This is a genomic window from Micromonospora sp. NBRC 101691 (assembly GCF_030269285.1).
Taxonomy (GTDB): Bacteria; Actinomycetota; Actinomycetes; order Mycobacteriales; family Micromonosporaceae; genus Micromonospora; species Micromonospora echinospora.
Genome location: NZ_BSTB01000028.1, coordinates 1 through 15,734, shown reverse-complemented (window position 1 = coordinate 15,734; position 15,734 = coordinate 1). Strand labels below are relative to the sequence as shown.

The 15,734-nt window shown below is 68.3% G+C and carries 6 protein-coding genes; 3 read left to right on the top strand and 3 right to left on the bottom strand.

The genetic code is table 11. The features are described 5' to 3' along the window. The first annotated feature begins 100 nt into the window (after positions 1–100). Positions 101–3,289: a non-ribosomal peptide synthetase gene (locus tag QSK20_RS29565; protein WP_285791903.1), complete on the top strand. Its 3,189-nt coding sequence runs from the start codon at positions 101–103 to the stop codon at positions 3,287–3,289. A 609-nt stretch (positions 3,290–3,898) separates the two neighbouring features. On the opposite strand, the gene QSK20_RS29560 is transcribed toward QSK20_RS29565, so the two are convergent. The 3 genes from QSK20_RS29560 to QSK20_RS29550 all read right to left on the bottom strand — a co-directional run bounded on the left by QSK20_RS29560 (position 3,899) and on the right by QSK20_RS29550 (position 12,665). Continuing rightward, positions 3,899–10,321, bottom strand: coding sequence for a non-ribosomal peptide synthetase (locus tag QSK20_RS29560; RefSeq protein ID WP_285791902.1), 6,423 nt, complete (start codon positions 10,319–10,321; stop codon positions 3,899–3,901). Positions 10,322–10,365: 44 nt separating this feature from the next. Continuing rightward, complete coding sequence (locus tag QSK20_RS29555; protein WP_285791901.1) at positions 10,366–11,292, bottom strand: TauD/TfdA family dioxygenase; 927 nt, start codon at positions 11,290–11,292, stop codon at positions 10,366–10,368. 383 nt (positions 11,293–11,675) lie between these two features. Next, the gene (locus QSK20_RS29550; RefSeq protein ID WP_285791900.1) at positions 11,676–12,665 is read right to left on the bottom strand and encodes a TauD/TfdA family dioxygenase; all 990 of its coding nucleotides are present in this window, start codon (positions 12,663–12,665) and stop codon (positions 11,676–11,678) included. Positions 12,666–13,231: 566 nt separating this feature from the next. Here QSK20_RS29550 and ectB point away from each other — a divergent pair. Next, complete coding sequence (ectB, locus tag QSK20_RS29545; RefSeq protein ID WP_285791899.1) at positions 13,232–14,524, top strand: diaminobutyrate--2-oxoglutarate transaminase; 1,293 nt, start codon at positions 13,232–13,234, stop codon at positions 14,522–14,524. A gap of 30 nt (positions 14,525–14,554) precedes the next feature. Further along, positions 14,555–15,487 (top strand): ornithine carbamoyltransferase, encoded by a 933-nt coding sequence (locus QSK20_RS29540; RefSeq protein ID WP_285791898.1) that lies wholly within the window; start codon positions 14,555–14,557, stop codon positions 15,485–15,487. Positions 15,488–15,734: the final 247 nt, after the last annotated feature.

Here is a 15,734-nt window from a genome sequence, read left to right as displayed (position 1 = left end):
GGTCAGCAGCCTTGTCGTCAGGCCCACGGCCGGTGTGGACGCCTGTGCGCGTCGGCCGCTCGACGGAGGTGGCGAAGTGGACAACGGTGGCATTCGACAGGTGGGTGTCGTTACCCGTGCGGCTTCCTTCTCCCAACAACGGTTGTGGTTCCTTGAGCAGCTTCGACCCGGCTCATCGGACTACCTGCTGCCGTTGGCGCTGCGGATCCGCGGCACCCTGAACCGGGGCGCGTTGAGCCACGCGCTTGCCGCGATCGTGGACCGGCACGAGGTGCTGCGCACCCGCTACGAGGCCCGGGACGGCGTGCCCGTGCAGCGAATCGAGGAGCACGTCGACGTGACGATCAACCTCGTTGATCTCGGCGTTGACGCAGCTTACCGTGAGCATGCAGTCACGGAGTTCCTCACCGATGAACTGCGGCGGCCCATCGCTCTCACCGCCGCGCCTCCATGGCGGCTGACCCTGGCCAGGCTCGCTCCCGACGACCACCTGCTAGCGCTGGTGGTGCACCACATCGCCTTTGACGGCTGGTCCTGGCGAGTGCTCAACCGGGAACTGACCGCCGGATACGCCGCACATACCAGCGGCGTACCGGCTGACCTGCCGGCCCTGCCGACGCAGTACGCCGACTTCGCCGAGTGGCAGCGTGAACGGGTCACCGGTCCCCGCGTGACCCGCCAGCTCGACCACTGGCGTACCCGGCTGGCTGGTCTACCGTCGCTGGAATTGCCAACCGACCGCCCCCGCCCACCGGTCTGGGACGGCGTGGGTGATGGGATGAGTCTGGACCTGTCACCAGCACTTGTCACCGAAGTCGACCGGACCGCCCGCACGCACCGGGCGACCCGGTTCATGGTGCTGGTCGCGGTGGTTCAGGAGCTGCTCGGCCGGTACAGCGGGCAGGCCGATTTCGGCCTGGGCATCCCGGTCGCCGGGCGCGGCCGTACCGATGTGGAGGGCCTGGTCGGGTTCTTTGTCAACACCGTCGTGCTCCGCGCCGACTTGACCGGTCGCCCCACCTTCACCGAACTGCTGCGACGGGTACGACAGAACGCCCTCGCCGCCTTCTCCAACGCCGAGGTACCGTTCCAGCGGGTGGTTGACGAGGTGGTCCTGGAACGGGACCAGTCCCGCAATCCGCTGTTCCAGGTTTCCTTCTCGTTGCGAAGCGCGCTTCCCGAGCCGTTCGCGCTGCCCGGCCTCGACGTTGAACTGGTCCGCGCGCCGATCGTCAGCTCGCCGTTCGACCTGAACTTCGAGCTCAGTCCGCTGTCTGACGGCGGTCTCGTCGTCCGGGTGCAGTACGCTACCGCGCTGTTCGACCGGGCCACAGTGCGCCGCCTGACCGACAGCTACCTTCGGCTGCTGCGCCTCGTACTGGCCCGGCCGGACACCCCGCTGGCCGCACTGCCGTTACTGTCGCAACCCGAGCTGCGGCAGCTGGAGGTGTGGAATGACACCCGGGTCGACTATCCACCCGGAGAGACGCTGCCCGGCCTGGTGGCACGTCGCACGGCAGCCACGCCGAACGCAACGGCGGTGGTCTCCGACGACGGAGAGCTGACGTACGCGGCGTTGCAAGCCCGCGCCGACCGGATCGCCCAGCGGCTACGCGGGCACGGTGTCGGCCCGGAATCAGTGGTCGGGGTATGCCTGCACCGCGGCCTGAACTTGGTGGTGGCGCTCCTCGGGGTGCTTCGCGCTGGAGGGGCGTATCTGCCGCTGGCCCCCGAGGACCCCCCGGAACGCCTTGCCACCATGCTCGGCGACTCTGCCGCCAGTGTCGTGCTGACCAGCGCGGATCTCGCCGATCGGGTCACAGGCCACGCTGCCGCCGTGCTCGACGTGTGCGACCCTGGTACCGACGGCGGGCCGACCCGCCCCCGCGAGGTGGCTCTCGACCCCGATCATCCGGCCTACCTCATCTATACTTCCGGCTCCACAGGTCGGCCGAAGGGCGTGGTGGTCACCCACCGGGCCATCCTGAACCGGCTGCGCTGGATGCAGGACACCTACCGGATCGACGCTAGTGACCGGGTCCTGCAGAAGACCCCGGCGACCTTCGACGTCTCCGTGTGGGAGTTCTTCTGGCCGCTGTTCACCGGCGCGACATTGGTACTGGCCCGCCCCGGCGGCCACCGGGACCCGGAGTACCTGGCCACCCTGATCACCGCCGAGCGGATCACCACCGTTCACTTCGTGCCGACAATGCTGCGCAGCTTCCTCACCGCCCTGCCCGCTGGGCCGTCCGGCCTGAACACCCTGCGCCGGGTGTTCTGCAGCGGCGAGGCGCTCCCCGATGACCTGGCCGAGGATTTCCACACCCGCATCGGCGTCGAGTTGCACAACCTCTACGGACCGACCGAGGCTGCGGTAGACGTCACCGCTACGCCCTGCCGCCCTGGGGAGCGGGTGACCATCGGCCGTCCTGTCTCCAACACCCGGGTGCACATCCTCGACGCGGAGCTGCGCCCGGTACCGGTCGGGGCCACCGGTCAGCTCTGCCTGGCCGGGGTGCAACTCGCCCGTGGCTACCACGCCCGCCCCGCCCTGACCGCCGAACGGTTCGTGCCCGATCCGGCTGGCGCGCCGGGCGGGCGCCTGTACCTCACTGGTGACCTCGCCCGACACCGTCCCGACGGTACGGTGGAGTATCTCGGACGCAGCGACGAGCAGGCCAAGATCCGGGGGTTCCGGATCGAGCCGGGCGAGATCGCCGCCACGCTGACCGCCCACCCGGCGGTGCGCGAGGCCGCAGTCGTGGTGCACGGCGACACCGACGCCCACCTCGTCGCGTATCTGGTGCCCCGAGGGGAGAACTCCTCCCTGGATGCCGATGACCTGCGAACTCACGCCGCACGGCTGCTGCCGGCGCACATGGTGCCCGCGTACTATGTGGCCCTGCCCATGATTCCCACCACCAGCAGCGGAAAGGTGGACCGCCGGGCGCTGCCGGACCCGGTGGTACACCGGCTCGGCTCGACGGCAGGCGCGATCGCGCCGAGGACGGCTGTGGAGCAGACGGTGGCCGACGTGTGGCAGGAGGTCCTGGGCCGGGACCGGATCGGCGTGCACGAGAACTTCTTCGACGTCGGTGGCCACTCGTTGTTGGCTACCAGGATCGCCGTGCGGTTGCGGACCAGCCTCGGCGTCGACGTGCCGGTACGGGCGCTCTTCGAGCACCCCAGCGTGGCGGCGTTGGCCGCCGCACTCACCGACTATCCGCCTCTGCCTGCGCAGGGTGTGATGCCCAAACTCACGCCACGATGGCAGGGCACCCTGAGCTGAGAATCACTCCGGCGAGGTGTGAGGTGCTGACGCCCACACTGCAACCGGAGGTCTCGTCACGTCAGCTCGTCAGGGATGATCGAAAGCCGTACCGCAGCGATGTCACCGCGAGCAGTGGGCGCTGATCGGGCCGATCCTGCGGGCGTGGAAGGCCAAAACGCGTCTCGGTCTCGGGTCATCAGGGCGGCTTCGACCTGGCGGGAGAACGCGAACGCGATCCTCGACCAGAACTTCAGGCAGGACATGGCGCTGCACCGTCGCCTCGTGCGCGAGTACGAGATCCGGCCGGAGCCGGCCGTGTCACGGAGGCTGTGGGCTTCGGCGGCCACCATCGTGCACCGGCTGACCGGCACACCGTCCCGGCGACACCGGTGCACATCACACCTGATCGCCGTACGCGGAGCCGGTCGGCAGCCCGGGTCGCCGACCGGCTCCGCCAGCAGATCACCACACCCACCGGCATGCGGACCGTGGCCAGATGCCTCGCGCTCGACGTCGAGGCGTGACCGAAACACGTCGAAAGCATCCGCGCGACGCTGAAACGTCAGGTCAACCGTCGGATCCTGACCGAGGACGAGCCCGGAGTGTCCACCCTCGCCCCGAACGGACCTAACCTCTTCGACCGTCCTCGGAGAGCAGCTCCTCGACCTCGTCGTCGGACAGCAGCTCGATCTGGGCCTGGATGGTCTCGGTCACGACGTTGGCCAGGCTGGCCACGCTGGTCGCCTCGAACAGGCGGCGTAACGGGAGTTCGACCGCGAAGGTCTGCTGTAGGTGCGCGAGGACCCGGGTGGCGTGCAACGAGTGCCCACCAAGTTCGAAGAAGTTGTCGGTCGCGCCGATCTGCTCGATGCCGAGGACATCGGTCCATATCCGCGCGATGGCTTCCTCACCGGGGTTCCTCGGTGCCACGTATGTCCGCATCCCGTGGTCCAGGACCGGGTCCGGCAGCGCTGCTCGGTCGATCTTCTTACTGCTGGTCAGTGGCAGGGTGGCCAACGGCATCCAGATCGCTGGGATCATGTACTCCGGTAGTAGTCCGCGTAGGTGGTCGCAGAGTTCGCTGACGTCCAGCCGGGCGTCTGGCGGACACACAAGGTAGGCAACGAGTTGCCGCTCGCCTGGCCCGACGTGCCTGGCCACCACCACAGCCGCCTGCACCGTCGGATGCCGGACCAGCGCCGCCTCGATCTCGCCAAGCTCGATGCGGTAGCCGCGAACCTTGACCTGCTGGTCGATCCGGCCGAGAAATTCCACTTTGCCGTCCGGTCGGTACCGAACGAGGTCACCGGTGCGGTAGAGCCTCGCTCCCGGCGCTGACGAGAACGGATCGGGTATGAAACGCTCGGCGGTCAGTCCAGGTCGGTCATGGTAGCCACGGGCGAGGCGCACTCCGCCGAGGCAGAGTTCGCCGGGTACCCCGATGGGCGCCGGCCGTAGGGCGGCGTCGAGCACATAGGCGCGGGTACCGGCGACAGGGCGCCCCAGCGGCAGTGCCGCCTCCTCACGATGTCCGACAAGTTCACCGGCGACCGGATGCAGTAGACAGGTGACAGTCGCTTCAGTTGGGCCGTAGTTGCACAGGAATCGTGCGGGCAGCCCGGTCGCCGCCCACCGTCGGGCATCGGAGACCGTCACCACGTCACTGCCGACGTTCATCAGTTTGAGCTGCGACAGACACTCCACGTCGAACTGGAGCAGCTCCCGGTAGTAGGCAGGGGTGATCTCGACGATCGTCACCTGATGTTCGGCAAGGCGCTCGGCCAACTCCGCTGGTGCCCAGAACACCGGGTCGCTGACCACGATGGCGGCCCCAGCCAGCAGAGTGGCGGCGATCTGGTCCATCGCTACGTCGAAGGTGAGGGCGGAGAGTAGGACCACCCGGTCGTCCGGGCTGATGTCATAGGCGTCGGCGATCACCCGGCAGTGGTGTACGTAGGACCGATGCTCAATCATGACGCCCTTGGGGCGCCCGGTGGAGCCGGATGTGTAGATGATGTAGGCGAGGTTGTTCGGTTGGACCAGGGGAGCGGGATCGGTCTCCGGCTGATGGGCGGACGTCGGTTCCTCCCCGTCAACCACCACCACCCTTCGGTCGTCGCTGAGCCGGTCGGCGAAGTTCCGAGTCGTCAGCACCACCTGAGCGTTGGCGTCGGCCAGCATGAAGTTCAGCCGCTCCACGGGATGCTGGGGGTCGAAAGGCACGTACACCCCGCCGGCCTTGAGCACCGCCAACAACGCGACGACAGCCTCCGTACCGCGCTCCAGGCAGGAACCGACGATGGTCTCCGGCCGGATCCCCATCGTGCGCAGATGGTGGGCGAGCTGGTTCGCGCGACGGTTGAGCTCGCGGTAGGTGAGTCGCTGCTCACCGAAGACCACCGCCACTGCATCAGGTGTGCGCTGCACCTGCCGCTCGAACAACGTCGGTACGCAGAGGTGCCATTCCGCTGGCGGATCGAGGTGCGGAAGCCGCCTGCCCGCCGAACTCGGCCACTGCTCGAGGATCTGCTGTCGCTCGGTCTCCGTGAGCAGGTTCAGTTCGGCGATCGCGGTGTCGGGATCGTCAACGACGCTGGCCAGCAACTGCAGGTAGTGGGAGGCCATCCGGTGGATGGTCGTCCGGTCGAACAGTCCGGCCGCGTACTCGAAGACGAGGCGTAGTCGTCCGTTCGTGCGCTGTTGCACTGACAGCGTCAGGTCGAACTTGGCCACTGGCGTGCCGGAGGTGAGGGGTTCGACGGATGCTGAACCGAGGGCGGCGGGCAGGGGAGCCAGATGCTGAACCTCGAACATGATCTGAAACAGCGGGTTCCGGGACAGGTCTCGGTCCGGGCGCAGCGCGTCGACCAGGTGTTCGAAGGGCACGTCTTGGTTGGCGAACGCGTCGAGCACCGTCTGACGCACCTGCGGGAGGATCTCTGAGAAGGACGGGTCGCCGCTGAGGTCACCGCGCATGACGAGGTTGTTGACGAAGAAGCCGACAAGTTCCTCGGTCTCCTGCCGGGTCCGCCCAGCCACGGGGGTACCGACCGCGATGTCGGTCCGGCCGGTGTACCGGGCGAGCAGCACCTGAAACGCGGCGAGCAGCGTCATGAACAGGGTAGTGCCGTTGCGGTCGCCGAGGTTGGCGACGGCCGAGGCAAGCTCCTCCGGCACATCCACCATCACCGTGTCACCGCGTGGGTCCCGCTGGGCTGGGCGTGGCCGGTCGAACGTCAGCTCGACCGGGGTCAGACCGGCGAGCTGCTCACGCCAGTAGTCAAGTTGACCGATCAACTCGTGTCCGGGCTGTCGTTCCCGCTGCCACGCCGCGAAGTCCGCGTACTGCAGTTGCGCGGGGCGCAGCGGGGAGGGGCGCCCCTCCGCGAAGGCGTCGTAGGAGGCAACCAGGTCACGTAGGAAGATGCCCATCGACCACGCGTCGAAGACGATGTGGTGCAGGGTGATCGCGATGAGGTGCTCATCCGGCGCGGTGCGGATGAGCGTGACCCGCAGCTGGTGTTCCCGTTCGAGGTCGAACGGTGTGCTGGAGGCGTGGTCGAGCAGCTTCCGGCCCTTGGCCGACGCGTCCGGGGCGTCGGTCAGGTCGATCAGCCGGAACGTCGCCGGCCCCGGTGGGTCGACGATCTGGACCGGTTCGCCCTGGACCCCGATGTAGCGGGTGCGGAGCACCTCGTGGCGGCGGGCGACCTCGTCGGCCGCATGCCGTAGCGCCTCCACGTCCAACGTCCCGTGTAGTCGGAGTGCCAGCGGTACGAGGTACTCCACGCTGTCTGGCTCCAACTGGTCCAGGAACCACATCCGCTGCTGGGCGAAGGAGAGCGGCAGCGGTCGGTTCCGTGGCACGGGCTGGATGGCGGGCTGGCTCGGTGTGGTGCCCGCGTCGACCAGGGCGGCAAGCTCCCGGACCGTACGTCGGTCGAACAACTCACCGACGGTCAGCTCCAGGTCGAACGCGCGGCGCAGCTTGAGGACGAGGCGGATAGCCAGCAGGGAGTGCCCGCCGAGGGCGAAGAAGTCGTCCTCGAGGCCGACAGGGTCTACCCCGAGCACGTCGGACATGATTTCGGCGATAGTTTGCTCGGTCGGTGTGCGTGGAGGGATGTGACCGTTCGTCCCGGCCGAGCGTACATCACCGGGCACGGGCAGCGCCGCGCGGTCGACCTTCCCGTTGGGAGTCAACGGGAGCGCGTCGAGATACGTGATGACCGAGGGAACGAGTGCGGCCGGGAGCCGCAGGGAGAGGTGGTCGCGGAGCTCATCGGGCTGCGGTGGCGTGTCGTCAGCGGGCACCACGTACGCCACCAGCTCCACGTCGCCGGTTACCGGTCGATGGGTGGTGACCGTCGCGGCCGTGACTGCGGGGTGCGCGGTAAGGGCCGTCTCGATCTCACCCGGCTCCACTCGTACGCCTCGGATCTTCACCTGGTCGTCGACGCGGCCGGCGAACTCGAGCGTGCCGTCGTCACGCCAGCGGGCGAGGTCCCCGGTGCGGTACCACCGCTCACCGGGTTCGTGGGCGAAGGGGTTGGGCATGAACCGGTCAGCGGTCAGGTCCCCGCGGCCGAGGTACCCGCGGGCCACCCCGACTCCGGCGACACAGAGCTCACCGGGCACGCCGATGGGGGTGAGCTGGGCTTCGCCGTCGACCACGAAGACCCGGATGTTCGACAGTGGCGTGCCGATCGGGGCGCTCTCCGCCGCCTCTCCGGGGACGTAGGGCCAGGCGGTCGAGTCGATCGAACACTCAGTCGGTCCGTAGGTGTTGAACACGTCGCAGTTCACGCGGGAGGTCAGTCTTTCGCACAGCGCGGCGGGCAGCGGCTCGCCCGCGGAACACACCAGGCGCAGTGTGGTGCAGTCGGCCAGCCCGGGTTCCTGGACCAGCAGTCGCAGCACGGACGGGACGAGCTGCAGGACGGTGACCCCGTGCTCGACGACAGCGCGGACCATGACGGCTGGATCACGGTGGGCGTCCCGTGGTGCCATTACGACGGTGCCACCGGAGACCAGGGGTGCGAGGAACTCCCACATCGAGGCGTCGAAACCGATGGTGGTCTTCTGCAGGATCCGATCGGCGGGACCCAGACCGTACCGGTCGACCGACCAGAGCACCCGGTTGCGGATGCCGTCGTGGGTGATCATCACGCCCTTGGGTCGCCCGGTCGACCCGGAGGTGTACATCACGTACGCCGCCTGGGCCGCATCGATGGGCGGCAGGTCGCTGGGGGCCGCGCGGTCGGTGAGTTCCTCCCACCGCGTGTCGACCGCCACCACCTGTTCCGCCCCGGGCAGCCGGGACCGTAGGGCCTCCTGGGTGAGCACGATGCGTATGCCGGCGTCGGCGATCATGAGTGACAGGCGTTCAGTGGGGTGATCGGGTGGCAGCGGGACGTAGACACCCCCGGCGGAGAGAACCGCGATCAGCGCTGTGACCAGCTCGACCCCGCGCTCCATGGCCACGCCCACCGGCGTCTCCGCGGTGACGCCCATCGTCCGCAGGCAGCTTGCGAGGCTGTTCACCCGGGCGGCCAGCTCGGCATAGCTGAGGACGCGGTCAGCGGCGACCACGGCGGGGGCGTGTGGGGTACGGCGGGCCGCGGCGGCGAAGAGCGCGGGCAGGCACTTGTCCGGGGTGTCGAAGGGGAGCGTTGTCCGGTTCCACGCGAGAAGTCGTTCCCGCTCGGGATCCGCGATCAACTCCAGCCTGGTCACCGGGCGGCGCGGATCGGCGGCGATGCTGACCAACAGGTGACGGTAGTTGGCGGCCATCCGCTCGATTCGGGACCTGTTGAACAGCGCGGTCGGGTACATCATTCGTCCGACCAGTGAGCCGTCCGGCCGCTCGACCAGGTGCAGGGACAGGTCGAAGGCCGAACTCGTCGCGATCGTGCTGAACCGTTCGACATCGAGTCCGGGCAGGGTGAGCGATTCCTGTCGGGTGTTGTACAGGGCGAATCCGACTTGGAACAACGGGTTGCGGGACAGGTCGCGTTCCGGTGCCAGCTCGGCCACCACCCGCTCGAACGGCACCTCCTGGTGGCCGTAGGCGTCCAGGGTGGTGTCACGGACCCGGTCCAGGAGCTCCTCGAACGACGAAGCGCCGGACAGGTCCGTCCGCATCACCACGGTGTTGAGGAAGAGGCCGATCAGTTGCTCCAGCTCCACCTGGGTACGGCCGGCCACCGACACACCGACGGCCACGTCGCTCTGCCCGGAGTAGCGGCTGAGCAGGAGCTGAAACGCGGCCAGGTAGACCATGAACGGTGTCGCGTTGCGTGTACGGGCCACGACGGCCAGCTGCCGCACGACGGCATCAGGGATGCTGACATCGATGCTGCCGCCATCGGCCTTCCACCGCGTCGGGCGCCGTCGGTCGGTGGGCAGTTCGAGCGGGGACAACCCGGCCAGCCGGTCACGCCAGTAGGTGAGCTGCTTCTCCATCAGCGCAGCGGACGAGTTCCACGACTTCCGCTGCCATAGTGCGAAGTCCGCGTACTGTACGGCAAGGGGCGCCAACGGTACGGGCGAAGCCGTGGCGTACGCCCGGTACAGGACGCCGAGCTCACGGATCAGCACGTCCCACGACCAGCCGTCGAAGGCGATGTGGTGAATGGTGATCGAGAGGACCCAGTCCGCCGGCGAGAGCCGGATGACGGTGACCCGCCAGGGCGTCATCGTCCGCACATCGATCGGCGTGTCCAGGTCCGTCGCGACGATCTCCTGAACCAGCCGCTCCCGGCTGTCGCTCGGGTCTTTGGTGAGATCGCGTACGGTCAGCTCGACAGGCTGAGGATCGTCGATGACCTGGATCGCCGTCCCGTCGACGGTCTCGTACCGGGTACGTAACACCTCGTGTCGCTCGGCGACTGCCGTCAGGGCATGCGAGAGGGCCTCGACGTCCAGCGGGCCGCGTAACCGGAACGCGCGCTGCATCAGGTAGTGGGTGGCCCCCGAGTGGAGCAGGTCAAGGAACCACATCTGCTCCTGCGCGAATGACAGTGGGATTCCACCATCTCCGGTTTCCATCGATCGCCTCCTGCGTTGAGATGAGTCTGGGGCGGAGCGGAGGGTCAGGCCGTGACGGCCGACCCTCCGGACCAGGGTTCGGCCATCGCCACGGCGATCCGCCGGGCCCCGGTGAAGGGCTCACGGCCGTGCGCGGCGAGCATGTTGTCCACGATGAGTACGTCGTCGAGCTGCCAGTCGAACCGCCGCTGAGCCATTCGGTAGCAGTCCCGCAGGTGTGCCACGACATCGTCGGGTACCGGTTGTCCGTCGCCGTAGTACGTGTTGGTCGGCAGGTTGGACTCGTCGAACATCTGCCGCAGCCCGGCGCAGACCTCGGCGGCCAAGGTCGTCACGTGCCAGAACGCGAGGTGGTTGAACCAGACCAGTTCGTTGGTGACCGGGTGCCGGTGTACGGCCTCGCGCCGGGCCCGGGTGCGCAGTCCCTGTCTGCCGATCCACTCGACCTCGACGCCGTTGCGCGCGCAGTAGGTCTCGACGGCGGTGCGGTCGTCGGTGTTGAACGCCTGCTGCCAGGGCACCCCGAAGCCGGGGGTGAAGTTGCGGACCACCATCCAGCCCCGGGCGGCGCAGGCCTCCCGTACGGCCGGATCGATGGACCGGTACACCTGCCGGACGTCGGCCAGGGGCGTGGCACCGAGGGTGGCGGGCGGCTGCATGCAGTGGAAGAACAACATCATTGGCCAGGTGGCCTGGTAGGAGTTCTCGTTGTGCAGGAAAATCTCCTCGCTCGGCGGGTAGTCCGTCGAGGTGTACACCTGACCTTTGATCGTGCTACGGGGAGACGACCGCTCGGCGTAGGCCAGTGGTGCTCCGGCGACGGTCCGCACGACGCCCTCGAACCCGTCCACACCACCGATGTCAAAGCCGCGCAGCAGCACCGCCCCGTGTTTGTGCAGCCGCTGCCGGATCTCCCTCCGAGCACCGGACACGAAGCTGGTGACGGGGGCTGGCGCTGCTTCTGCGGACATCACGTATGGGAGGGCCGGCGCCTGAGGAGCATTTGTGCCTGCGTTCGGGGCAGTCGTCGTCGTATCCATGGCGCTCAGCGTGTCCAATCGACGCCGGGTCACAGCAGGGAACAACCGGCAGCGCTGCCGGCAGAACCGGTGCCCGAGTTTCTGCGTGTTCTTCTCTCCGATCGGCGGCAGGAGGCCGGCACGGTCGATTTCCCTTCCACGGGACTGTGACAGGACCTGCTACGAGCAGGCTCCCTTGCGGTCACTGCCCGCCCGGCCGGCACCACTGGATACGCACCGGCGGGCAGACGACGGATCATCAGCAGGGGCGCCCGGAACGCCGCGCATCGGGTTACCGCGTCAAAGGCACCCGCCGCGACCGGAGACGTGGGGTCTCAGGTCAGCACGGCCCCGCCGTCGTCCCGGTAGGCGCGGCTGCGCCGGTTGTCCAGGTGCACGTAGACGCGGTGCAACCAGCGGTCGTGGCCATCGAAACGGGGGACGAATTCGGTGCGGCCGTGCAGAACGAGCCGGTTGTCGACCAGTGCCATGGAGCCCGACTGGAGGACCAGCGAGGCCGCGACATCGGTGATGGCCTGCCGGAGACGGACCATGACCTCCCGGGCTTCCTCGTCCAGCGCTCTGGTGGCGTTGAAGTCGACGCAGATGTTCGGATCCGTGAGGCTGCCCTGAAGCACCGAGTGAGGCCGGGTGCGGTCGCCGGACCGGAACGACGGCGGAGGTGCGGTCAGGAAGCGCGGTTCGTGGAGGATCCTGCGGTCGGCCTCCGTCAGCAGTGGTAGCGCTTGTCGGATGCAGGCGACCAGAGTGCCGGCCTGCTTGGCGTGGTCGTTGCGCAGGCACAGCAGGCCGACGTAGTCCGGCCGCTGCGGGTGGAAGGCATTCTCGACGTGGAGTTCCAGCGGCACGGATCCGGCATTGCTCTGGGTTTCCAGCAGCCCGGGTACGGGAACCACGTTCTGCACCAGGGCTCCGATCTTCTCCTCCCGGTAGGCGATGACTTCGCCGAGTTGCAGGCCGATGAGCATCGCGGTGACGGCCGGTAGGGCGGGAATGCGCTCCACGGAGTCCCGGACGGTGGGTGTGTCGGGCAGGTCAGGTTCGCCGACGGGCAGCCCGGTGAGGACGAGGGTGCCGGTGGGGCCCGGGTCGTGCCGGTAGGCGCGGATCGCTTCGGTGAGCCGGGTCGGCAGTCGACAACTGACCTGCCGGGCCCGCGTCACCCAGCCCGGGTCGTCCAGCAGCGCGGGGGGCGCCGCGACGAGGCGTTCGGCCAGGTGGCGCACGGCTGAGCGTTCCTCCTGGAGGAGGTGCAGTCGCGGTCCCTGCACGATCCGGGGTGGGCGGATCGATTGATCGAGCATGATCGGTGGTCCTCTCGTACGGATCTCCGAGCCGGTGTCGGTGCGGCTCGACGGGCCGGTGATGGTGTGGTGCGGCCGTCAGGCTCGGTCACAACGGGGACAGGCGGGCCGCGGATCACCGGTCGCCCGTCGGGCGCGGGCAGCTCTGCCTAGCCGTCACCCGTACCAGGGGCCGGTTACCGCCACGGTTCACCGTGGCGGACAGTTCGGTGGACGTTGTCGTCGGCCAGGGTCTTGGCCCTCTCGGGTCTGCTGTCTGGCCGCCAGCGTGCGCCCGCCGGTGGCGGGAGGCGTAGAGACAGACGCGCAGACAAGCCCGCGCGTCGGTTCTGCTGCTTCTTCCCTGTCCGCCATCCCGGCTGGTCAGCAGCCTTGTCGTCAAGCCCGCGGCCAGTGGTGAGGCGGCCGGCGTCGGCCCTCGACGGAGGTGACAAGGTGGACATCGGTGGCAGTCGACGGATCTGCGTCGCTACCGGTGCCCGCGTGTTTGGCCAGCTCGACCACTGGCGTGACCGGTTCAGCCGTCACTTGCTCGATCTGCCGCAGGCACCGACGAAAGGACCCAGATGACCGTCACCAGCGAGCACCCCGGCACCGCCGTCGCCGCCCCGGACTTCTCCGTTTTCGAAGATCTGGAGTCGGAGGTACGGCTCTACTGTCGCAAGTTCCCGGTGGTGTTCGACCGGGCCAAGGGCGTGGAGCTGTACGCCGAGGACGGCCGCCGCTACATCGACTTCTTCTGCGGTGCCGGCACCCTGAACTACGGCCACAACAACGGCTTCATCAAGCAACGGATCCAGGAATACCTGGCTTCCGACCGGATCATGCACGGCCTGGACCTGTACACCATCGCCAAGCGGGAGTTCCTCACCCGCTTCGCCGAGACGGTCCTACGGCCCCGCGGACTCGACCACAAGGTGCAGTTCTGCGGCCCGACCGGCACCGACGCGGTGGAGGCCGCACTCAAACTCGCCCGCAAGGCCACCGGCCGCCAGGGGATTGTCGCGTTCACCGGTGCGTACCACGGGATGTCCTGCGGGTCGCTGGGGGTCACCGGCAGTCGTCGGGCCCGCCGTGCCGGTGGGGTGGCGGGACAGGATGTCACCTTCGTCCCTTACGAGGACGGACCCGCCGGACCGTTCGACTCCGTCGCGCTCATCGAGCGGCTGCTGGACGATCCGTCCTCGGGCACCGACCTGCCCGCGGCGGTGATCGTCGAGCCGGTACAGATGGAGGGCGGTGTCTATCCCGCCTCGTCCCAGTGGCTGCGGCGGCTACGTGAGCTGACCGAGCGACGCGGCATCCTGCTGATCGTCGACGAGATCCAGTCCGGCTGCGGGCGTACCGGCAGGTTCTTCTCCTTCGAGCATGCCGGCGTCATCCCTGACCTGGTGACCGTCTCCAAGGCGATCGGCGGCTACGGGCTGCCGCTGGCGCTGACACTGATCCGTCGTGACCTGGACGTCTGGGAGGCGGGTGAACACACGGGAACTTTCCGCGGCAACCAGCTCGCGTTCGTCGGTGCCACGGCTGCCTGCGAGTTGTGGCGGCAGGGGCAGTTCCTGACCAATCTCGCCGTCTCGGCGAACCGGCTGATGCGGTTCGGTGCCGAGCTGGCCGACAGCGAGCCGGGAGTGGTCACGCGAGGCCAGGGGATGGCTCTGGGGATCGACCTCGGCCGGGCCGGTGGGGCGGAACGCGCCGACCGGGTACAGCGGTACGCCTTCGACCACGGCCTGATCGTCGAGCTGTGCGGGCGACACGACGAGGTGGTCAAGGTCCTGCCACCGCTGAACATCGACGTCGTGCGACTCGACCTCGGCCTCGAACTGCTCCGTGACGCCCTGTCGGCGTCGTGATCGATCCCTCACGAGACGGAGGAAGGCCTGATGTTCGACACGCCGCGTCGGCACCTCGTCAGCATCGACGATCTCAACGACGAGGACCTGCACTGGATCATTCGTCGGGGTGCCGAGTACGCCTCCGGTGCCGACGACGACCGCCCCCTGCGCGATCTGGTGGTGGGGGTGCTGTTCCGTAAGACGTCCACCCGGACCCGCACCGCGTTCTCGGCAGGAGCACTGCGGCTGGGCGGCCAGTTGATCACCTACGGTCCGGGCGACCTGCAGGAGAACACCGGCGAGTCCGCCGAGGACACCGGGGCCGTCCTGTCCCGGATGCTCGACGTCCTGGTGGTCCGTACCGCGGGCAGTGAGGCCGAGTTGCGTACCTGGGCCGGGCAGCCCCGGATGGCGGTGGTCAACGCGATGAGCGCCGAGGAACACCCGACCCAGGCCTTGGCCGACCTGACCACGCTGACTCGTCACTTCGGACGTGTCGACGGCCTGCGGGTGCTCTACGTCGGTGAGGGCAACAACACCGCGTCGGCGCTGACCCTCGCGCTGTCCCGGTTCCCCGGCGTCGCGCTGCACCTGCGTACCCCACCCGGGTACGGCGTGGGACAACGGTTCCTGGACCGTGCGGAGGTCTACGCCAGACGCAGTGGCGCGACGGTGACGCAGCGACACGACATGGCTGACCTGCCCCTGGTCGACGTCGTCTACACCACCCGCTGGCAGACCACCGGAACGGTCAAGCCCACCCCGGACTGGCGTTCGACGTTCGCCCCGTTCCAGGTCGACGCGGCTGTGCTGGCCACCAGCCCGGGCGCGGTCTTCATGCACGACCTGCCTGCCCACCGCGGCGAGGAGGTGACCGTCGAGGTGTTCGACGGGCCGGCCAGCATCGCTTTTGAGCAGGCGGAACACAAGTACCACAGCGCACGTGCGGTGCTGCAGTGGTGCGCCGGTCGCTCGGAATGAGTCTTCCGTAATTGCGTGAGAACTGATCGACGACAGTTGCTTTTCAGTCGGCGCCGGTCGCGCCGCACTCAGGAAGGTGTCAGTGCGATGTCCGAAGGCGTGACCCTGGCCACGGGTGATTGGCGGTTGTGGGATCAGTTTGCGTTGCGTGGGCCGGGTTTTCCGGCGTCGGGTGTGTTGCGGTTGGCGCCGGAGGGTTTGGCGGTGGCGGCGGACAGGTTTGTGGGGGTGGAGGTGTTGTCGGGGG

Excerpts from the sequence above, each read along its gene's own strand:
- QSK20_RS29560 (WP_285791902.1), bottom strand. The coding sequence starts at position 10,321 with ATGGAAACCGGAGATGGTGGAATCCCACTGTCATTCGCGCAGGAGCAG.
- QSK20_RS29540 (WP_285791898.1), top strand. The coding sequence starts at position 14,555 with ATGTTCGACACGCCGCGTCGGCACCTCGTCAGCATCGACGATCTCAAC.
- QSK20_RS29550 (WP_285791900.1), bottom strand. The coding sequence starts at position 12,665 with ATGCTCGATCAATCGATCCGCCCACCCCGGATCGTGCAGGGACCGCGA.
- QSK20_RS29555 (WP_285791901.1), bottom strand. The coding sequence starts at position 11,292 with ATGTCCGCAGAAGCAGCGCCAGCCCCCGTCACCAGCTTCGTGTCCGGT.
- ectB (WP_285791899.1), top strand. The coding sequence starts at position 13,232 with ATGACCGTCACCAGCGAGCACCCCGGCACCGCCGTCGCCGCCCCGGAC.